This is a genomic window from Sporosarcina sp. FSL K6-3508 (assembly GCF_038615825.1).
GTDB classification, from domain to species: Bacteria; Bacillota; Bacilli; order Bacillales_A; family Planococcaceae; genus Sporosarcina; species Sporosarcina newyorkensis.
The window spans coordinates 2,445,981-2,466,650 of record NZ_CP152016.1; the positions used below are offsets into that span (position 1 = coordinate 2,445,981).

The following is a 20,670-nucleotide window of genomic DNA, read 5'->3' on the forward strand; positions in this document are numbered from 1 at the left end:
CGGCGAGCTATGAGCGGCAACTCGGATGTATGAGCGCAGACAAGTAGTTTATGATCGCCGGCAGACAAATAAGGCTAGAAAAAGAATAAGAGCTGCCAAGAAGCCATTTTTCAATGACTTTCCCGACAGCCCTTTTACTTTTTTTAAAGCAACGTCTTCCGTTTCTAGTTTCATCCAGCTCCAGACGCCAGCCTCTCGGGTCACTTCGGTCTTAAAAATAAAAGCAAAAGGCGCCTTTATTTTAAGACCTCCAGTGCCTGTTGAGGCTAAGCAACGTCTTCCGCTTCTAGCTATTCACAAGCAAAGCCATCTCGATCTCCATCCATTTTGATGGAGTAGGCGGGGTGGCCTTTTTTCACGCCATTTGGATACTTCTTCCGTAACTCTGTGCAATTCTGAAACACTTCTTTAGGTTCATCTGAAACTGTTGTCTCTATTTTCTCTTTTACTGGATATGCATAGCTATCAAAACCACGATCTGTCGCATAATCCTCTAATATCCAAATTCCAACGCCCGACTTTTTGGCTTGTTGCTCCGCTTTCTCAAATTCATCCAAATAACGTGTATTTGGCAGATACACATAAGCTACTCTTGCCAAGCCTTCTTTCAATAATTGCTCCTGTACGCTTTTTCCGTATATATATACGCCAGCAATCTGCCGTATTTATCGTATTTTTCACCGATATTAAACTCAATCTCTGGCTTCCCTTTTTGCAACAGCTCTTGATTGCGCACTTTCGCTTCTAGGCCAAACGGCTGCTTGCCAAGTCGGGGATGGTTCGTTTCTGGTATGTCGATCAATAGATAGCGCACATTCTGCTCTTTGCCTTCATACATGATTTTTATTGTAACGCTGTCTTATCGCTATAAAAACAAGCGTACATATATAAATTATATCACTAGTGTCGCATAAATAAACTTTTTCATTGGTTTCACTTCTAATAACATCATTAATCGCTTTTTAAGCGATAATTTTGTTTCCAAATAAAAAAGCACTATAAAAAACAGGAGTTTCAAGTGAATCTTCTAACATGTTTAAAATTGTTTCACCGTATCTCTTTCTTTCAGCATAAGACATTTCAAATACAACTTCTTCTTCACAAGATAATTCGCTCCATATGTGAATCTCCTTACATAGAATATGAACGAATAGATTAAATCAGTGTAAAGAACTTACTATTAACATAAACAATTTTAACCATACATCTTTTCGTTTAAAATGAATCAACTCATGATGAAGCACCATGTTTAATTCAACAGTAGGTATTTTCCTAGTCGATAATAGAATCGTTGGATTGTGTAACCCAATGAGGGCTGGACTTGCTATTTGATCATTGTACACAAGTTTTAAATACGTCTTACTCTTAGCTTTTCTTTATGGCTATCCAACAACTGATAAGCATCATTAACGACTACTATTGAGATATTATTTTTTAAATTTTCCATAATAATATACATTCCAGCCACCAAAAATGATGGCTCCAACTCCTCAAATACTTAAGTATACCAACACCCATTCAAAAGAAATATATTGTTCAGGAATTATTTCTCTCCAATAGCCTGTCTGTATAGCAGTAATAGTGCTATTCTGTTCTGTTGAAAGAAAAGAGAGCCCTCGTACAATCAGCCAAACAGGTACAAGAAAGAAGATTTAGAACAAGAATACACTCCACAACAGTGCTTCCCACAACAGATAATACGATAAGATTTTCAAATAACTCGCTCACATTATGCATCTATTTCTCTGAAAACCATTGTTTTAAATCTTTGATATCTTCTTTCGAAATATCCTCACCGTCATAAAGTGTAGATAAGAAGTTTCTCACAGAACCTTGATACAATACGACGAGTAGGCTTTGAGCTCTCCATCTTTTGTACTCTTCGAGAGATAGACAGGGAAGTAAGTATTTACACGGACCTTGTTTATTGGCTAATAACAGCCCCTTGTCAACCAATCTTGAGAAAAAAGTAGCGATTGTCAATCCTATCCAAGCCCTATAATTTTGAGAAAAAATCTCTAACAATTAATTGGATTGTCCGGGACCGCCTATCTCCCATATCACTTGCATCAACTCCATTTCTATATCCGATAACTTTTGAAACTCCTTCATCGTGTACACTTAGCAAATCATTATGTGAGTCCACACTTTTGACTACTACAATGTTGTAGTGGTTGTCAAATGTTTTATTTTTTCTTTTCGAATTCTTTAAATGCACTTTCCAATGGTAAGCGACAAAGAAAAACTGACCTTTGCTATCATATAGAGCTACGCTTTGCGCGTTCAATTTGCTCAGTTCATTCGCAATTGCATCATACTCTTCCATAAAAAGTTTTCGTCTTGCGAATGTAGCTGTTTAAATTGCCTCATCAAATCACCAAGTCTAAAACCGAAGAAATTTGTATTACCTCACCTAATTTTAGCCACACTAATGAATAAAAGAGAATAAAGGGTGAAATTATGGTAATTAGAATTGTTACAACTCTCGTACTGATCTTTTATTCTATCTTTGGTCTGTATTGGTGGGGGTTGAAAACACCCGTAGCTAGATACCTATCATCAACATTTATCAAAAGAGAATATTGCTGTCTTGATTGAAAAGCTGCTGAGGAAGCAATAAGTTACTAATATTGTGACTCTTACCTAAAATTCAGAATCAAAAATTCTTTTCTTCACTGTTTTTGAGTAAAGTAATAACTAATTTCTGTGATCTAATTATGCTAACCGGGTAGTTTAAAACGAGAAGGAAAACATCGAGAAAGTACTCATAAAAAAATGCAAATAGGGAACTTTATTAATGCACCGAAAAGGAGGTTTTTGAATGCGGCACTGGTTTCTATTGCCGATTTATTTAATCATGCTGTCCTTATTTTTTTTCGTCGTTGTTTCAGCTCAAGAACAACCAACCCAGGAAAAATTATTGGAAGAACGAATGAACTACTATTTAAAATTCGAGAACGAATTTGTCCCTTGGTACTATTTAGCTGCTGTAGACCAGTTTGAACGCAACATCCAACAAGTACGTAATGATATTCCAAATAAGGAAGGAATCATTGCTCTCCAATTTACCAAAGACTATTGGATGGGTGAGCTTAATCCAAATAAGGAAGATACATCACCGTTGTCTATTGCACTTTTCGCAGGAAAAGGATTGGACGGAAATGGGGACGGTTACGCTGATCTGGATGATAATGAGGATGTGCTTTTTACGATGGCTACTTTTTTAAGTGGATACGGAAGTGCTGAAGAGGAATTTTCTTTGGCTTTATGGGATTACTATAAGCGTGAAGAAACCGTCAATCAAATTATTACCATTGCGAATCTTTATAAACACTTTGAAACGTTGGATTTGGATGAGCACGCCTTTCCTATTCCCATCAAGCACAATTATAGTTTTCAAGGTACTTGGGGAGCTAACAGAGGATGGGGCGGTCGAAGAATACACGAAGGAACCGATTTGTTTGCCTCCTATGGAGTTCCTGTCCAGTCAACATCTTACGGAATTATTGAAACATTGGGATGGAATGAATACGGAGGATGGAGAATAGGTATTCGTGATATCCATAATACGTACCATTATTTTGCTCATTTAGCTTATTTTAATGAAGGTCTTAAAGAAGGCGACATTGTTGAACCTAGAACTACTATCGGCTATGTCGGCAATTCTGGATATGGAAAGAAAGGTACTTCAGGTAAATTTCCTCCTCATCTTCACTACGGTATGTATAAAGATAATGGACGGACGGAGTGGGCTTTCGATCCATACCCCTCCCTTAGACTTTGGGAAAGACAAGACAGGAATACTGACTCTTAGTAATTTTGTGGGAAGACAATTCATAGGTACGAATCGTTAAAAGAGAATGAAGGAGTTCCTCCACGCTCTTTCTTACATTCTCCAAAGGTTTTGAAATGTTCCAATTCCCTCAGGATCTATTCCACACCGACCTATCCTTGCCAAAACAGCGCCGCTACCATCATCGATTTCATTAACGATGATGCTAGCGGCGCTTAATTTTGATACAGAGATTTTTTCAGTGTCCTCTACCCAAAAGGTGCGGTTTTTTATAATTTGGGCTTACTTTGAAGAAGTTCCGCTATTTACTGTTCATACTAACCCTGATTATCTCTTCTTGCGATATACTCATCATACGCAGCTTGCACCTTATCAGATTTCCGTGAAACCCAAGGGCTAATTTGATTCAGCAAATATAAAACCTAAAGCAAACAGCCTGTCACGATAACAAAAGTAAGAAGACCATCTTTTATTGGATTAATCAAAGCAAAATATATCCGAGCAATGTTGCAAAAAGAATAGATAGAGCGTAAGCCCCCAATCTGTATTCAGCAATAGTCTCTTACCTGCTTCGTCAATGTTATACGGCCAAGGCGAGAAAAGTGTCACATGCTCCCACGTGCGAACATTCGCTGAGACTGTACCTTTTTTCAATACAAAGAATGGTACCCCTCTTTCTTATAGGTGCGCTTGCCGCCGCTAAACCGATTGATCCTGCACCAATGACAGCTACCTGTAGATCAGGCTCGCAACAACCTGTGTTTTGTTCACAGCAAGTTGATGGTTAAATAATGTTAAATTCTATTATAAAAACTCCTCTATGTTTTCCACTGATATATATGAGAAAATAAAAAGTTAGCTTATAATTGCTCCTTGATCTCTTGAAATATTTGTATACTCTGCATATTTTTTATTATACGTTCATTACTTACTGGCAAATAGTTGAATTCGTTCACCAATTTCATCCCGCACACGCTGGAACTCTGCCCAAATGTCTTCTTCCGTCCCGGTTGCTTTAGCCGGGTCGTCAAATCCCCAATGTTCACAACGAATTGATGGAGGAGTCATAGGGCATTTATCCGCAGCATCCCCGCAAAGTGTAACGACTAAATCCGCATTGTTAAGAATCTGAGAATCTATTGTGTTTGATGTTTGATTTGAGATATCAATCCCAATCTCGCTCATTACCATTATTGCCTTAGGGTTTACTCCATGTGCTTCAATACCAGCACTAAGTACATTCCATTCCTGACCGAGAATTTTCCTCCCCCAGCCTTCTGCCATCTGGCTGCGGCACGAGTTTCCTGTGCAAAGAAAGTACAAAGTTTTTTTCGTCATAACTATAATCCCCTTTTCTAATCAATTTAGATGATCAATAACCATACATACAGTCCGATCGGTGTAATAAATAGCGTAGGGATCGTTAAGATTATACCGACTTTAAAATATGATCCCCAGTCTATTTTCACTCCCTTTTGAGAAAGCACATGTAGCCACAACAAAGTTGCCAGTGAACTGATTGGCATAATTTTAGGCCCGAGATCTGATCCGATCACATTTGCATAGATGAAAGATTCACGAACGGCACCTGTTGTTAGACAAATTTTTGGGCTGGCAGGTAACAAAAACTAACGTTATTGCAAAGATTGCTATCGCAATACTAGTTGTAACCAATCAATTTTCCTCCCTAGCCACATGAAATACGTAAACCTTGTTTTTCCAAGTCGTTAATCGATTCATCCTGTCCCGGCAATTGGTCAAGAATACTTTTAATCAGCAGGTAATCCTCATGCTCAGAATTGATCGAATAAAAGATCCATTGTCCTCTCCGCTCTTCTCTTACCAGCTCAATATCTCTCAATTTACGCAGATGTTGGCTAATGGCTGGCTGGCTCATCTTAAAAATCCCCACGAACTCACAGACGCAACATTCATGAGAGGATAGTAATTTCATCATCGTCAAACGTGTCTTATCACCTAGCAATTTTAAAAGTTGTGAGGCGCGCTGTAAATCGACAGTTTCTTTTGGATTCATTTTATAACCTCCTTGAAAATAGTATATAATGATATGCTTATATGACCAACAAAGTATATAAAAATCCCGACTGCGATATAAATATTATCGTCAACGGGATTCATTTATATTATTGAGTCAAATTTTTATTTTGCTGAAATTTACTCACATGCCCTGCCATCATTATTCCGATCCAAATGAGAAGCGTATGCAGGGTGTCCTTTTCTGACGCCGTCAGGATATTGTTTTCGCAGTTCCGTGCAGTTTGGGAATATTCCCTTTTTTCCACTTACTGTCTGTTTGTCTGTCTCATTGGCCGGATGCTTATCACTATCAAAACCACGATCTGTCGCATAATCCTCTAACGTCCAAATTCCAACACCAGACTTTTTAGCGTGTTGCTCTGCTTTCTCAAATTCATCCAAATAACGTGTATTTGGCGGATACACATAAGCTACTCTCGCCAATCCTTCTTTCAATAGTTGCTCCTGCACGCTTTTTCCGTCTATGTATATATACGCCAGCAATCTGCCGTATTTATCGTATTTTTCACCGATATCAAACTCAATCTCTAGCTTCCCTTTTTGCAACAGCTCTTGATTGCGCACTTTCGCTTCTTGGCCAAACGGCTGCTTGCCCAGTCGAGGATGGTTTGTTTCAGGTGTGTCGATCAATAGATAACGCACATTCTGCTCTTTGCCTTCATACATGATTTTTATTGTATCACCATCAATCGTCTTGACCAATTCGACTGGAATCAAGCCATCGCGGCTCGGTTCTTTTTTTTCTTCCATTAATTCAGGAAAATAGACAGCCGCGATCGCGACTACTACGGCGATCAGAAAAGAGCCGACCCATTTTTTTCCCGTATTCTTTTTCTTTGTACTCATTTAATTAAAATCCTCTTTTCTACAAACTAAATCCAATATAGGCCAAGCCGACTCCCAACCCGAACGTCAGCACAGTATAGGCCGCTGAACGCCCTATTCGGCCTTCGTTCCAATACGTCCAAATTTCTTTCATTAAGGTGGAGTATGTCGTCAACGCTCCCGCCACGCCTGTCGCCCAAAACAACGTCCACTGCAATGGCAGCTCCATGCCGACAATCCAACCAATGAAAAAGCTGCCTATGCTGTTAACGAGTAACGTCCCAAATGGCAAGACGCTTCCGTTCAGTCGGTTTGATACTTCAAATCGCAAAATTGCTCCAAGAAACCCGCCAAAGCCAACCGCCACTATATGCCATATCATTCAGCTCACCTTCCTTGCCAATGAAAATCCGAAAGCCGCCATGGTAAGACCTCCGAATAAACTACAGAAGACATATGCACCTGCAATTACCATCAAACCGTCCTTCAGCAACTGGATTGTCTCTAAGCTAACGGCAGAAAACGTTGTGAAGGCGCCTAGGAATCCAACCGTGATAACCGTAACTGCAAGAGGAGAAAGATGCCCGCCAAGCCTTGCTCGTTCCACTATAATACACAGCAACAATGTCCCGATCATATTCACAGCAAACGTGGCAACAGGAAAAGCACCATTGACGATCCATAACTGACCGACCAGTAAGCGGGTTACCGCACCGATTGCCCCTGCAATTCCTATGTATAGTCGCACTCTCATTTATTCACGTCCTCCAGCTAAGTTTCATTTCATTCAATTACATAGCCTAATGAACGAAGCACATTTTTCATGAAGGACCGCATATATACGTAAACTTCTTCACGCTCAGGCTCTTGCATGACGTCGTGGTACAGATCTTTCCATCTCTTATCCTGCAGTTCGGATAAATTTTGTGCTTGTGCCCATTTGCGAGAGTAATCGGGATCCGTTATTTCATCCGCTTCTCCCGTCAGCAGCAGAAATGGGACATCCTGTATCACCGAATCCTTCTGCATGACATTCTTCAATAGAATTTGCAATTCTCGATACCAGCTTGCTGTAATGACCGAAGTATACAATGCATCGTCTTTGTATTGCTCTAGAAATTCAGCATTACGCGATAGCAAAGCCGGCGTGATTTCATGGTTTAGCTTCATCGATTGAGATAATTTCGTTAACATCTGTGCCAGCAACGGCGGTTGATGTTCCAAATGCAGCCAAGGCGAGGAACAAATTATACCGGCGCATTCCACCTGTTCCATCTGCATTATTCGAAGAAGGCATGTCGCACCTAATCCATGTCCATATAAAAACAGCGGTAAGTTGTCGTCGAGCCCTGTCATAACCAATTGTTTAATAAATCGACGATATTCTTTAAATGTTTCCGAATGAACGGTCAAGCCTTCTTTTCCATGACCAGGCAAATCTCCTGTCACGACATGGAAGCCATCATTCCTCAATCGCTGAATGAGCCAAACATACCGACGATGATGTTCATATGCATTATGGACAATTACTACTACAGCTTTCGGCTGGCCTTCCGCTTCCCACTTCCACATGGCCATCACTCCTCATTTAGCTTTCTTACTTTATGGAATGCCCTTCTTTTGTATCGGAAAAACCAAATCTTTGTTAGGATAAATTATACATGATTTTTTGGAAAAGAGGAGATTTCATTGATTTATCCATACGAAGGAAAAATACCTGAGATCGATCCATCTGTATATATTGCAGATTATGTAACCATTTCAGGTGATGTCACGATCGGTCCCGAATCATCCATTTGGTTCAATACGGTTATTCGCGGCGATGTGTCCCCGACAATTATCGGCCGAAAAGTGAACATCCAAGATTTTTGCTGTCTGCATCAAAGTCCGAAATTCCCGCTTATTTTAGAGGATGAGGTGACGATTGGACATAAAGTGATGCTACACAGCTGCACGATCAAAAAAGGAGCACTGGTTGGGATGGGCGCAACGGTTCTGGATGGAGCTGAAGTCGGGGAAGGCGCATTTATCGGAGCTGGCAGCTTGGTGACCCCTGGCAAGAAAATTCCGCCTAACACCTTAGCGCTCGGTTCTCCGGCTCGAGTCGTTCGTGATTTGACCGACGAAGACCGTGCCGACATGACGCGTATTGTGAACGAATACGCACGTAAAGGACAATTGTATAAAGTGCTGCAAGACGAATAAGCACTAGCACCCATTCTTTTGTGGAATGGGTGCTTTTGGTGCGGTAAGCAGAATGAATGGCTCGGTTCCATACAGGATTGGTTCGGTGTATATGCTCTTTGGTGCGTTCCGTCCGTACTTTCGCTCGGTAGAATGCCAGTTTGGTTCGGTGCAGGTTTTTTTGGCGCGGTCCACCATCTTATTCAGAACACTCGATTCCAAACAGGCGCAAACGGTTTCACTCCTCTGCGATTCATTGGCAGTATTTTCATATCCGCCACTATATGACTGATATAACCAGCCAGCCCTGCCTCGAAGACTCCTTTCATCGGCCACTCCAGCATCAGATGATGTAAAATGAAAGCGAAAAAAACGATGCCTAGTACAGAATGCGTATATGACCGGTGCGGAAGAAAGGAAGCGATGATAATATAGCTTCCGGCCAGAAGGATTCCAGTTGAATTATGTAAATACAATCCGAACAGTACGACGAATATTCCTGTCAATGTCAACAGCCGTCTTTGGGTAATGAGCTGCGACAGAACAACCAGCGCCAGTCCTGCAAATCCATATGTCAGATCGGAAGTCTGGAATCCTCTGCTAATAGATTGATAGACGATAATCAGCAACAAAGCCACGCCTAATAATCGTAAAACAGTTTTACTAATCTGCTTTGAAAGCGTGACCCGATTAGCTGCCAGACCATTCGTATCGAGGTCCGGCACAAGTGCTGAAGCTCCTCCTACTGCTGTACAGAGCAGAACGGTCATTGGATCCGATTGTGCCTTGAAGCCGGCAACTGCTCCAACTGTAGCCCCAACAACTAAATGTGAAGTTCCTTTCATTAAATAAACCCTCTCTGTCTGCAAAATTCTAAGTTGTACGTAATCTAGCTACTCTTAATGCTTTCCTACTGATCTTCCTATATACTGATACCAGTTGAACTACTCCCACTTTCACTACGTTTAGAAGTGGGAGATTCCTAAGATCACCGGCGTAACCGCCAGTTATTGATTAGGCTATCCCCGCAGCCCCTGCGGTTAGAAGTCTGTCCGCTTCCTTTTTAAGATTTATACTTGCGTTAAGATCTCGGTCGTAATGGACTCCGCATCCTGGACAGTCCCATTCACGCAAGGCAAGATTCTTAACGTCTTTGTTTCTATAGCCACAAGATGAGCAAAGTTGGCTTGAAGGGAATGTTTTACCTACAGAAACAACCTGTTTTCCGTACCACTTCGCTTTATATTCAAGCATTGTTCTGAATTCTGACCAACTTACTTCGCTAATCGCCTTGGCCAACTTGTGGTTTTTGAGCATATTGGATACTTGCAAATCTTCTATTCCGATTACATCGTGGTTTTTGATGATATCGGTTGAGATTTTATGCAAGTAATCCTTTCGCTTATTCGCAATGCTTTCTTGGATACGCGCAACTTTGACACGTTGTTTTTGATAATTTCTCGCTTCACTTAGCTTACATTTTCTTTTGATAGCCAGCTCTCTCCGTCTTGAGAGAATCCGTTGAGCTTTTGCTAACTTCTTCTCTAATGAACGAAAGTACTTGGGATTGTTATACACTGTGCCATCTGATAAGACTGCAAACTCTTTCAAACCCACATCAACACCCACGGAGGAATTCGTTTTAGGTACTTCTTGTACTTCTGTTTCCACAAGAATCGAAACGAAATATTTGTCCGAAGAAGTATGTCGAATCGTTGCATTCATGATTCGACCCTTCACTTCACGACTTCGCGAAAATTTTATCATGCCCAACTTAGGGAGTTTAATTTTGTTGCCAACGATTGCGATATTGCCATTTGTTTGTTTTGTTGTGTACGATTGAACATCATGATTTTTTGATTTAAAGCGGGGTGCTTTGTTTTGTTTTTTGAAAAGTCTTGTATAAGCGTCAGCCAAGTTTTTTAAGGAAGATTGAAGGGAAATGCTATCCACTTCGTTTAACCAACTGGTACTTTCTTGCTTTTTTAACTGAGTTAGTTCAGCGGAACAGGTAGTGTACGAGAGTCCTTTCCCTGTCTCTTTATACGTGCTGTCCCATTTAGCCAAAAAGTGGTTAAAAAAAAAGCGGCTACAGCCAATGGTTTTTGCGATTAAAATACGTTGTTCTTTGTTCGGATGGATTTGAAACCGATAAGCTTTGTGGATCAGCATGAAATTCACCTCCACCAAAAAGAATGTATGTTCTCATTATAACCGACTGACATACTCTTTGGCTAGCGCCAACCGACATTCATCACCCACTTACTCATTGGGCTGAGCCCTGCACATTCCTTGCAGTGGGCGTCTTCTGTCGGAAAATGATAAAACGAAAGGAATTACTACATGATTACACAATTTTTCTCTTACTACAAGCCACACCGGCGCTTATTCCTCATCGATTTTTTCAGTGCCATATTTGTCGCCTTGCTTGAGCTGGCTTTTCCATTAGCCGTTCAATGGTTTATTGACGGTCTATTGCCTTCAGGTGACTGGAGCCGAATTGTCACTGTCAGCTTTTTATTGCTCCTCGTTTATTTGCTAAGTACGTTTTTACACTATATCGTCAGCTATCTAGGCCATAAACTGGGGATCAATATCGAAACCGATATGCGGCGTGAACTTTTCGAGCATGTGCAACGGCAGTCATTCCGGTTTTTCGACAATATCAAAACAGGACATATTATGACACGCATCACGACAGATTTATTCGATATCGGAGAACTTGCCCACCACGGTCCTGAGGATGCATTCATTGCGATAATGACTATTCTTGGTGCATTCGGACTAATGTATACGATCAATCCCGAGCTGGCGCTTATCGCCATTGTCATGGTTCCCTTGCTTGCTGTTGTTGTAACGTTCTGCAATAAGAAAATGAATGCTGCCTGGCATAAGATGTATGACAATATTGCTGATGTCAACGGCAGAGTGGAGGATGCGGTTTCAGGATCACGCGTTGTTAAATCTTTCACAAATGAAGAGTTTGAGCTGCGTCGTTTCCAACAAGACAATGCGCGTTTCCGAACTGCCAAGCTAGTCGCATATAAAGTGATGGCGTGGGCCACCTCCTCCATGTACATGCTCACACGTCTCGTCACACTTGTGATCTTGATCGTCGGCGCTTGGTTCACGGTCAACAATAAATTGAGTTATGGTGAATTGGTCAGTTTTATTTTATTTAGCAATATATTGATCAAGCCAATCGACAAGATCAGTGCGCTGTTGGAATTGTACCCAAAAGGAATGGCGGGCTTCGGTCGTTTCCGCGAATTGATCAACCAAGCTCCAGAAATTAAAGATGCTCCGGATGCTATCGAAGTGGACCATTTGCGTGGGGACATCCGGCTTTCCAACGTCACTTTTGGCTACGAAGCGGAAAAGCCTGTATTGCGTAATATCGACTTGTCCATTCAGGCTGGACAGACTGTCGCGTTCGTCGGTCCATCAGGTGCAGGGAAAACCACCATTTGCTCACTCATTCCAAGATTTTACGAAGTCAATGAAGGAGCGATTTCCATTGACGGTCTGGACATTCGGCAAATGACGCAAAAATCGTTGCGCAGCCAAATCGGGATTGTCCAGCAAGATGTGTTTTTATTTACAGGAACGATTCGGGAGAATATTGCGTACGGCAAATTAGACGCAACAGATGAAGAAGTTTATGAAGCGGCTCATAAAGCACATCTTGCCGATTTGATCAGCAGCATGCCGGATGGTTATGAAACTCAAATTGGGGAAAGAGGACTGAAGTTATCCGGCGGTCAGAAACAACGATTGGCCATCGCTCGGATGTTTTTAAAAAACCCGCCTATCCTTATTCTGGACGAGGCGACATCTGCACTTGACACCGGGACGGAACGGATCATTCAGAAATCACTCGAGGAACTTTCCGTAAATCGGACTACCCTCGTCATCGCCCATCGATTGACAACGATCCGCAACGCCGATCGGGTCATCGTCATGACGGAAGACGGAATCGAAGAACAAGGCACCTATGAAGAGCTGGTGCACCAAAATGGAACATTTACCAAATTGCATATGGCGAATCAAGTCTAATGAGAAAAACCAAGCGCAAAATGTCGCTTGGTTTTTTATTCATCAGGCAAGCTTCTCGCCTTCTTTTCTGAAGAAACCGAAAATCCCTACCGTCTGGACAATATTTGTGAATGCTTGGGGATCGGTTTCATTAATGATCCGTTCCAAGTCATATAATTCATAACGTGTAATAACGACATACAGCATATTTTTATCTTCTTTCGAATAGGCCCCTTTTGCCGGCAAAATCGTTATACCTCTGACCATTTGTCTGTGAATCGCTTGCTGCAAATCATCCGCCTGCTTCGTAATAATCATCGCTGTAACCTTCTCATGACGCGTGTGAATCATATCAATAACAGAAGTCGTTACATACAAAGCGACCATTGTATACAATGCATTTTCGGGCTCGTAGAGAATACCTGCAAAGGCGATGATGATTCCATTGAGAATCAAAAAATAGACTCCGATCGGTTTATCCTGCATTCGCGATAAAATCATCGCTACGATGTCCATGCCGCCTGTAGAGGCCCCTAGTTTTAAAGAAAACCCTATACCCACCCCGGCCAAGACGCCACCGAATACGGCGTTTAGAAGGATATCGCTGGAAATGGAACGAACCGGCAGTACCTCAAGGAAAAACGTAGCGCACGCAACCGACACGATGCTGTAGATAGTAAAACCTTTTCCGACTTTGAACCAACCTAGAATAAAAACCGGAATATTGAAAAGAAGTAACAAGACTCCTGTACTGATCGTTATATTCAAGTGATCAGTCAGGACACTCGACACTAACTGGGCCGCACCTGCAAAACCGCTTGCATAGACATTCGCACTGATAAGAAAGAAATTTAACGATACCGCTACGAGGAGTGAGCCTAAGATAACGACTGCAATCCGTTTCGCTTCAATAAAAAACATAGCGACCTCCTATGATGGGTTACATTTTACGTACGAAATAGATTATAGCTATTCTTTCCTCGTAATGGTACCCCTAAACTTTAAAATTTTGGTGGCGATCTCATTGTTTTTTAATTCGTGCACATGATTGTCATAGTTGAGCTGATCGCCCATCCTCTTCCATTTCAAAAGAGAAAATTCGTATTCTTCCAACTACTTGATCTGAAGTTTAACAATGATAAAAAGCGGCTATAGTTAGGAGGGAATCAAGGAGGAAACAATACGATGAAAAGAAATGAAAACATAGTGGAAACTAAACGAGATGAACTAATTGATGAACTGGTATCAAATGGGGTATTCAAAATTGATGGCAAGCAATTGTACGAATTGCCACTACGTTCTTTAATGCAAGAATATGAAGCTGTCGACCAACCTGAAACACAATTATAATTTTAGAAAAGAGACGTCCTTAAAAATGGGACGTCTCTTTTTAATGAAGTGAATTTCTTCCATTGCCTCACCGTAAAAAAGGCTGTCACTGAAAGAAATCTCAAACTTTCAGGACAGCCTCGTTACTACACTTAACGTTGTAATCTTTTTTCGACATCATTGACGATATCATCAACAGAGTTCCCTTCGATGCTGACGACCGGGAAATCAAATTGATCCACGTTGACGTCACTCAACGCACGTACAACGCCCATGTCATACCCTTTTAAATTTTCATCGCTCTCGAACATTTTCACTTCATGTCCTTTTTCCTCTAACGCTAGTTTTACGTCATCAAATGGGTTTTCTACTGCAATTTTAGCCATTTTCCATTCCTCCTCTATCTTTTTACTACTGCTCAATAGTATGTATTTTCCCCGGAATGAAGAAACTAAACCCGGTACTACAAGTTAGATGATTCTTTCCCTTGAGCGCGGGATTCACTGCGACAAAAAAAGGGTATCCAATTGCTATAGAATTTCATCAGTAAGGAGAGGACACCGATTGTTTGGTATGAAAGATCTTCTTGGGCTTGTCATTTCAGCCTTTATTATATTGCCTGTTGTTATCTTTCTTCGCGAATCCGGATACTTTATCGTCAGCGGATTGTTTGGAGTCAAGAACCCGCGTCTTACAGTTGGTTCTGGACCACGAATATTTAAATTTTGGTTTTTGGATGTCCGAAAATATTACCATGTGTATAGCTGGTTCTCCTTTGATTCGATTAAATCCAAAAGTAACTTTGCGTATATTTGTATTTATTTAGGACCTATACTCAGTAACCTTACGGTGGCTGTTGGCATCAATGCCTTGCTCGCAAACGGCTTTTTAGACGACTATAAGACATTCTGGAGCCGTTTTATATTTTATTCATTTTATTATGTTTTATTTGACGCTATTCCCATGATCACCGTAAACGGCAAGCCGAATAACGGCATGGTGATTTACGAACTCCTGCGTTACGGTAAACGAGTCGACTACAATGAAGAACCGATTATTCGCGGTACGACGGAAGTAGAAAAAGAGTATCAGCAGGAGATTAAGGAAATTGAGAAAGTGAAAGAGCAAGAACGTCAAAAAAGGAATTGAACAGTTGAAGGAAGGAGATTTTTGATGAGGCAGTTTGGAAAACTTATAATAATTGGTACCATCGCAGGGATTGCACTAGCGCTCTTTCTGAAAGTTATTCAGATACTTATTGGAAATCAAGCCTATGTGCTGCTTTTCAACTTTGATTACGTTCCAGTAATTCAAGATTGGGAGCCGCAACTTTTGGTAGGATACTTATTTCACTTTATTACTTGTATCGTAAGTGCAGTCGCTTTGTTTTATCTGTTGCGGATTATCCAGCGGGAATACCTGATATCTCCGTATGTTTTAGTCTATACCGTTGGCGGTGGCATTTTATTCTCGCTGACAGGATTATCTGAACAACCACCTGCCATTACAGATGGGGCAGCCTGGTTCTATTGGACGGCCGCACACGCTGTATTCGGTCTGATAGTAGGTGGTTTGATTAAAAACTGGAAATAAATAGAATCAATTATGCTAAAACATAATTGATTCATATGAAAGATGGGATAACTCTCGAATAGCCTTTATACTCTTCCTCTAGACGTGCGCCCAGTGCAAACAACGCATCTTCATTCCCGATTTTGCTCACTAGTTGTACACCAAGCGGCATGCCGTCTCGATCCGCTCCAATAGGGATTGTCAAAGCAGGAAGCCCCCACACATTGGCATACGCGACGTAAGGAATATATTGCAGAAATGTCTTCCGAATGGAGAATAACTCTTTGTATACGATACCGTGCGAAAGGGCTGCCGTATGATAAACAGGCAAAACAAGGATTCGCTTATCCAGATAGCGGTCTAATTCCGCATCACCTTTTTCAATAATGGTTTCGATCTCAGCTACTCGTTCCGCTGAAGGTTTGAATAAAGAGGCACCAATTAAAGCCCAGGATAAATACCGATGCAAATCGGTTTGTTTGCCCGCCTTGTCTAATAAAAATTCACGCACCGGCCGGATCGGACGTGTGCCGAATGCTTCTACTGCTGCTCCACTCGCGCCGTCAATGGACATGATCTCTTGCCATAATTCCGCTGATTCTTGAAAATGAGGAGGTATGTCCTCTCTAATAGGAAATTCTGTCGACAGAAATCCTTTGATCGCCTGTAAGAAGCCTTCTGTCTCCTTAGATAGCGGCAGCTTCATATCGGGCAAGAACGTTACAGTATATTGATTCAACTCATTTTCCATAGGTAGTTCATCCGCAATGATGCTGTAAAGCAGTTTTGCATCCCGTACCGATTTTGTCATCGGCCCGATTCCAAGCATTCTTTGCTGTAATGGATGCTCTTCGGCAGGATAGCTGCCGATTGATGAAACTTGCGAATTTCCTGATTTGAAGCCAATGACCCCAGTAAAATGACTTGGGAAACGGATGGATCCTCCGATATCTGAACCTATTCCCGCTGCAGCCGCCCCTAGAGCAATCGCCGCACCTTCTCCGCCACTCGAGCCGCCTACTGTCCTAGAGAGGTCGTAGGGATTGTTGGTGCGGCCATACAATGCATTGTCGGTCTCCTGACAAAAACAGAGTGCCGGTGTATTTGTCTTGCCGATCAGGATGGCGCCTTCCGCTTTTAATCGACGGACAATTTCCGCGTCTGTCGTTTGCATCTGTCCCTTACGATACGGCAATCCGCCTGTCGTCTGCATCCCAGCCACATCGAATGATTCCTTCATACTAATAGGTACGCCAAATAATTTCCCTGTCATCTTCGTTGTATTCCGTTCTTTGTCTGCTTGATCCGCTTCGGCCAACGCCTTAGTAAATCGCTCTTCCACTAAAAAGTTCACAGCTGGATTGGTTGCCTGACATTGTGCAATATAAGCCTCCGTCGCTTGACGTGAAGTAATCTGCCCGCTATCTAACTCCGCTTTCAATTGCACAGCATCCATATCGAGCACAAATGTATGTTGTAGTGTAGTCAATAAATTTCCCCTTTCCCAATTTCTGAATGTTCTTTATTTTATATTATACTATAAAAAAAAGGCAGGAAGAAGGATATTAATCCCCCCTTTCTGCCTTCAACTATCTTTTTTATTGTTTCACATCATTTTTAATTGCTAATTCTAATAATGCATCTGCCTTATCCGTTTTCTCCCACGGCAATTCAATATCCGTACGGCCAAAATGACCGTATGCAGCCGTTTGTTGATAGATCGGACGACGAAGATCAAGCATTTTAATGATGCCTGCAGGTCGCAGATCAAACAACTCCCGAACAAATTCGACTAAGAGTGCTTCGGATAGACGGCCTGTATCGAATGTATTGATTGAAATGGATACCGGGCTTGCCACACCGATTGCATAGGCAAGTTGTACTTCACAATGCTCTGCCAATCCTGCCGCCACAATATTTTTCGCGACATAGCGTGCAGCATAGGAAGCAGAACGATCCACTTTTGTTGCATCTTTACCAGAAAATGCACCGCCGCCATGACGAGAATATCCGCCATATGTATCCACGATGATTTTTCTTCCAGTGAGTCCCGCATCTCCCTGAGGACCACCCACAACAAAACTTCCTGTCGGATTAATGAAGTATTTCGTCTGTTCGTCCAATAGGTGAGCAGGTACGACCGCGTCGATTACTACTTCTTTAATATCCTTCTCGATTTGTTCCATTGTCGCTTCCGGATGATGCTGTGTCGAAATAACAATCGTATCAATCCGCACAGGTTTGTTGTCTTCGTCATACTCTACAGTTACTTGCGTTTTACCATCAGGACGCAGGTAAGAAATCAACTCTTCTTTACGCGCTTGCGCAAGTCGGAATGCCAGCTTGTGGGAAAGACTGATCGGAAGCGGCATTAATTCAGGTGTTTCATTACAAGCGTAACCAAACATCAATCCTTGGTCACCCGCTCCGATGGCATCCAGTTCTTCGTCTGTCATAGAGCCTTCACGAGCTTCGAGCGCAACGTTGACACTCGCGGCAATTTCAGGTGATTGCTCATCAATAGAAGTTAAAACAGCAGAAGTTTCATAATCGAAACCGTATTTCGCACGTGTGTACCCAATTTCTTTCACAGTATCACGGACTACTCTTGGGATATCTACGTAGGTAGTGGTAGTGATTTCACCCATTACCAATACGAGTCCTGTCGTAATACTCGTTTCACATGCCACACGGGCATTCGCATCTTCCTTTAATATCGCATCCAAAATCGCATCCGATATTTGGTCGCACATCTTGTCAGGATGGCCTTCAGTAACTGATTCTGATGTAAACAGTCGACGGTTTGTCATTTTTGTTTCCCCCTCAATCAACATGATACGGTACTCTCTTAAGTCCCTGGTAAAGCTCCACGCCTGAATTGACGTCAATCATATACCATAAGGATTCAGGGCTAGACAATATAAAAAGCCCCCTACTCACTTTCTAGCAATGAGTAAAAGGCAAAATTTCACGCGCAGCACCTTTCACTCTTATCGTCCAAGGAATTTAACCTTGCTTCAGGTTTGGCACCTTCGCGCTAGACTACTGTCTTTTGCAGGTTGCCGGGTTTCATAGGGCCTGTACCCTCCACCAACTCGGGATAAGAGTATCCGTTCATGTCACATAGTATAAAAAAGTTGTGATTTTGTCAATTTTTTTATCTCAAATCACTTGAGTTTTTAATTAGTATAGATTATTATTCTTAATGTGTTATACTATTTACGAATTAAGATGTTCTACTCAAATAAAACGACTACGCAAAGGACGGTATGTAAATATGATATCTGCAAAAATTGATGATAGTTTAAAAAGTCTTCTATCAGGAAGCAACGTGACGATCCAAGCGTCTGTGGCAGAATTAACCGAAAAGGCAGTCGCTAAAGGAGAAGCCGAACTCTCAGCAGATGGCGCTCTAGCAGCACGCACAGGTAAATATACTGGACGCTCTCCGAAGGATAAATTTATCGTCGAAGATGCAGTGTCCAAAGATAAAGTAGATTGGGGAAGCGTCAACAAGCCAATCTCCCCTGACGTATTTGATTCATTATACACGAAAGTCATCGATCATTTGAAGCAAAAGGATGAACTCTTCGTTTTCAAAGGATACGCAGGTGCAGATAAAGACTCTCAGTTATCCATACAAGTTGTCAATGAATTGGCTTGGCAAAACCAGTTTGTTCACCAATTATTCATCCGTCCAACTGCAGAAGAACTACAGTCACACGAAGCGCAATTCACAATCTTGGCTGCCCCTTCTTTCAAAGCGGATCCAGAAGTGGATGGCACAAATTCAGAGACATTCATCATCATGTCCCTTGAAAAACGTATTGTCTTGATCGGCGGAACAGAGTACGCGGGAGAAATGAAAAAATCTATTTTCTCTGCGATGAATTTCTTGCTTCCAGAGCAAGGCATCCTATCGATGCACTGTTCAGCTAACGTTGGAGAAGACGGCGATGTGGCACTATTCTTCGGTCTTTCAGGAACAGGTAAAACAACACTTTCCGCAGACGCTGACCGCAAGTTGATCGGTGACGATGAGCACGGCTGGTCTGATAACGGTGTATTCAACATCGAAGGCGGATGCTACGCGAAATGTATCAACCTTTCTGAAGAAAAAGAACCTGAAATCTTTGGCGCGATCCGTTTCGGTTCCGTGTTGGAAAACGTTGTATTGGACGAAGATACACGTATACCGGATTATGATGACAATTCATTAACTGAAAATACACGGGTTGCTTACCCGATTGAAAATATTGAAAATATTGTGACACCGTCTATTGCGGGTCACCCGAAAAACATCATCTTCTTAACGGCTGATGCTTCCGGCGTATTGCCTCCAATCTCGATCCTGACAAAAGAACAGGCAATGTACCACTTCTTAAGTGGCTTCACATCGAAATTGGCAGGTACGGAGCGTGGAATCACTGCTCCAGAACCAACATTCTCTACATGCTTCGGTTCACCGTTCTTACCTCTTCCTGCTGCAACGTATGCAGAGATGCTTGGTAAGAAAATTGACGAACACGGCGCAAAAGTATTCTTGGTTAATACTGGCTGGACCGGCGGAATATTCGGGGTCGGTTCTCGTATGAACTTAGGTTACACACGAACTATGGTTCGCGCGGCAATTGCCGGTAAGTTGGATAATGTAGAGACTAAGACAAATGAAATCTTTGGACTCGAAATGCCTCTTGAAATCGAAGGCGTGCCAAGCAATGTGTTACACCCACGTTACGCTTGGGAAAATCCTGAAGAATATGATGCAGAAGCGAAGCGTCTTGCAGCAGCTTTCCGTGAAAACTTCAAGAAATTCAACCATGTTTCTGAAGAGATCGCAATCAAAGGCGGCCCGATCGCATAATTTATTTAAA

Annotated in this window: 23 protein-coding genes, 1 pseudogene and 1 riboswitch; of the genes and pseudogenes, 7 read left to right on the top strand and 17 right to left on the bottom strand. The window is 41.9% G+C overall.

Annotated elements, in window-relative coordinates:
* Positions 1-290 precede the first annotated feature (290 nt).
* The 4 genes from MKX97_RS12065 to MKX97_RS12080 form a co-directional block, all read right to left on the bottom strand.
* On the bottom strand, positions 291-611 hold the full coding sequence (locus MKX97_RS12065; protein ID WP_342536079.1) for an excalibur calcium-binding domain-containing protein: 321 nt from the start codon (positions 609-611) through the stop codon (positions 291-293).
* Positions 608-814, bottom strand: a complete 207-nt coding sequence (locus MKX97_RS12070; RefSeq protein ID WP_342536080.1) for a thermonuclease family protein — start codon at positions 812-814, stop codon at positions 608-610. Before MKX97_RS12070 ends, MKX97_RS12065 begins: the two co-directional genes overlap by 4 nt.
* A gap of 923 nt (positions 815-1,737) precedes the next feature.
* Positions 1,738-2,025, bottom strand: a complete 288-nt coding sequence (locus tag MKX97_RS12075; protein ID WP_342536081.1) for a BlaI/MecI/CopY family transcriptional regulator — start codon at positions 2,023-2,025, stop codon at positions 1,738-1,740.
* Entirely contained in the window at positions 1,997-2,326 is a 330-nt protein-coding gene (locus MKX97_RS12080; RefSeq protein ID WP_342536082.1) for a hypothetical protein, read from the bottom strand. Before MKX97_RS12080 ends, MKX97_RS12075 begins: the two co-directional genes overlap by 29 nt.
* A 495-nt stretch (positions 2,327-2,821) precedes the next feature.
* On the opposite strand from MKX97_RS12080, the gene MKX97_RS12085 reads away from it, so the two are divergent.
* On the top strand, positions 2,822-3,814 hold the full coding sequence (locus MKX97_RS12085; protein WP_342536083.1) for a M23 family metallopeptidase: 993 nt from the start codon (positions 2,822-2,824) through the stop codon (positions 3,812-3,814).
* 903 nt (positions 3,815-4,717) lie between these two features.
* Here the strand turns inward: MKX97_RS12085 and arsC are convergent.
* The 7 genes and pseudogenes from arsC to MKX97_RS12120 form a co-directional block, all read right to left on the bottom strand.
* Positions 4,718-5,131 carry an arsenate reductase (thioredoxin) gene (gene arsC, locus MKX97_RS12090; RefSeq protein ID WP_342536084.1) on the bottom strand — a complete coding sequence of 138 codons (414 nt, stop codon included), beginning with the start codon at positions 5,129-5,131 and terminating at the stop codon, positions 4,718-4,720.
* Between the two features lie 26 nt (positions 5,132-5,157).
* Positions 5,158-5,388 (bottom strand): annotated as a pseudogene (locus MKX97_RS12095) (ArsB/NhaD family transporter); the annotation flags it as partial.
* A 92-nt stretch (positions 5,389-5,480) separates the two neighbouring features.
* Complete coding sequence (locus MKX97_RS12100) at positions 5,481-5,828, bottom strand: metalloregulator ArsR/SmtB family transcription factor (RefSeq protein WP_009497957.1); 348 nt, start codon at positions 5,826-5,828, stop codon at positions 5,481-5,483.
* A 140-nt stretch (positions 5,829-5,968) separates the two neighbouring features.
* Positions 5,969-6,697, bottom strand: coding sequence for a thermonuclease family protein (locus MKX97_RS12105; RefSeq protein WP_342536085.1), 729 nt, complete (start codon positions 6,695-6,697; stop codon positions 5,969-5,971).
* A gap of 19 nt (positions 6,698-6,716) precedes the next feature.
* The gene (locus MKX97_RS12110) at positions 6,717-7,058 is read right to left on the bottom strand and encodes a CrcB family protein (RefSeq protein ID WP_009497959.1); all 342 of its coding nucleotides are present in this window, start codon (positions 7,056-7,058) and stop codon (positions 6,717-6,719) included.
* Positions 7,059-7,430 (bottom strand): CrcB family protein, encoded by a 372-nt coding sequence (locus tag MKX97_RS12115; RefSeq protein ID WP_009497960.1) that lies wholly within the window; start codon positions 7,428-7,430, stop codon positions 7,059-7,061.
* 29 nt (positions 7,431-7,459) lie between these two features.
* Positions 7,460-8,248 carry an alpha/beta hydrolase gene (locus MKX97_RS12120; RefSeq protein WP_245799521.1) on the bottom strand — a complete coding sequence of 263 codons (789 nt, stop codon included), beginning with the start codon at positions 8,246-8,248 and terminating at the stop codon, positions 7,460-7,462.
* Between the two features lie 117 nt (positions 8,249-8,365).
* On the opposite strand from MKX97_RS12120, the gene MKX97_RS12125 reads away from it, so the two are divergent.
* Positions 8,366-8,881: a gamma carbonic anhydrase family protein gene (locus tag MKX97_RS12125; protein WP_342536086.1), complete on the top strand. Its 516-nt coding sequence runs from the start codon at positions 8,366-8,368 to the stop codon at positions 8,879-8,881.
* 182 nt (positions 8,882-9,063) lie between these two features.
* On the opposite strand, the gene MKX97_RS12130 is transcribed toward MKX97_RS12125, so the two are convergent.
* Together MKX97_RS12130 and tnpB are read right to left on the bottom strand one after the other, a co-directional pair.
* Positions 9,064-9,705 carry a metal-dependent hydrolase gene (locus MKX97_RS12130; RefSeq protein ID WP_009497964.1) on the bottom strand — a complete coding sequence of 214 codons (642 nt, stop codon included), beginning with the start codon at positions 9,703-9,705 and terminating at the stop codon, positions 9,064-9,066.
* Between the two features lie 169 nt (positions 9,706-9,874).
* On the bottom strand, positions 9,875-11,032 hold the full coding sequence (gene tnpB, locus MKX97_RS12135; RefSeq protein WP_342536087.1) for an IS200/IS605 family element RNA-guided endonuclease TnpB: 1,158 nt from the start codon (positions 11,030-11,032) through the stop codon (positions 9,875-9,877).
* Positions 11,033-11,203: 171 nt separating this feature from the next.
* Between tnpB and MKX97_RS12140 the strand changes: the two genes are divergently transcribed.
* Positions 11,204-12,916 carry an ABC transporter ATP-binding protein gene (locus MKX97_RS12140; protein WP_342536088.1) on the top strand — a complete coding sequence of 571 codons (1,713 nt, stop codon included), beginning with the start codon at positions 11,204-11,206 and terminating at the stop codon, positions 12,914-12,916.
* A gap of 42 nt (positions 12,917-12,958) precedes the next feature.
* Here the strand turns inward: MKX97_RS12140 and MKX97_RS12145 are convergent, their stop codons facing one another.
* Positions 12,959-13,816 carry a YitT family protein gene (locus tag MKX97_RS12145; protein WP_009497968.1) on the bottom strand — a complete coding sequence of 286 codons (858 nt, stop codon included), beginning with the start codon at positions 13,814-13,816 and terminating at the stop codon, positions 12,959-12,961.
* A gap of 264 nt (positions 13,817-14,080) precedes the next feature.
* Here MKX97_RS12145 and MKX97_RS12150 point away from each other — a divergent pair, with 264 nt between their 5' ends.
* A complete protein-coding gene (locus MKX97_RS12150; protein ID WP_009497969.1) occupies positions 14,081-14,245 on the top strand; it encodes a Fur-regulated basic protein FbpA in 165 nt (54 codons plus the stop codon).
* Between the two features lie 131 nt (positions 14,246-14,376).
* On the opposite strand, the gene MKX97_RS12155 is transcribed toward MKX97_RS12150, so the two are convergent.
* Positions 14,377-14,610, bottom strand: a complete 234-nt coding sequence (locus tag MKX97_RS12155; protein ID WP_040759390.1) for a YkuS family protein — start codon at positions 14,608-14,610, stop codon at positions 14,377-14,379.
* Between the two features lie 187 nt (positions 14,611-14,797).
* Here MKX97_RS12155 and MKX97_RS12160 point away from each other — a divergent pair, with 187 nt between their 5' ends.
* Positions 14,798-15,373, top strand: coding sequence for a hypothetical protein (locus MKX97_RS12160; protein ID WP_245799528.1), 576 nt, complete (start codon positions 14,798-14,800; stop codon positions 15,371-15,373).
* A 24-nt stretch (positions 15,374-15,397) separates the two neighbouring features.
* Complete coding sequence (locus MKX97_RS12165; RefSeq protein WP_221837284.1) at positions 15,398-15,817, top strand: hypothetical protein; 420 nt, start codon at positions 15,398-15,400, stop codon at positions 15,815-15,817.
* A 31-nt stretch (positions 15,818-15,848) separates the two neighbouring features.
* Here MKX97_RS12165 and MKX97_RS12170 read toward each other — a convergent pair whose 3' ends face one another.
* Both MKX97_RS12170 and metK read right to left on the bottom strand, forming a co-directional pair.
* Positions 15,849-17,285, bottom strand: a complete 1,437-nt coding sequence (locus MKX97_RS12170) for an amidase (RefSeq protein ID WP_246602904.1) — start codon at positions 17,283-17,285, stop codon at positions 15,849-15,851.
* Between the two features lie 109 nt (positions 17,286-17,394).
* Positions 17,395-18,606, bottom strand: coding sequence for a methionine adenosyltransferase (gene metK / locus MKX97_RS12175; RefSeq protein ID WP_040759681.1), 1,212 nt, complete (start codon positions 18,604-18,606; stop codon positions 17,395-17,397).
* 177 nt (positions 18,607-18,783) lie between these two features.
* Positions 18,784-18,903: riboswitch (SAM riboswitch) on the bottom strand.
* A 170-nt stretch (positions 18,904-19,073) separates the two neighbouring features.
* On the opposite strand from metK, the gene pckA reads away from it, so the two are divergent.
* The gene (gene pckA / locus MKX97_RS12180) at positions 19,074-20,660 is read left to right on the top strand and encodes a phosphoenolpyruvate carboxykinase (ATP) (protein ID WP_342536089.1); all 1,587 of its coding nucleotides are present in this window, start codon (positions 19,074-19,076) and stop codon (positions 20,658-20,660) included.
* Positions 20,661-20,670: the final 10 nt, after the last annotated feature.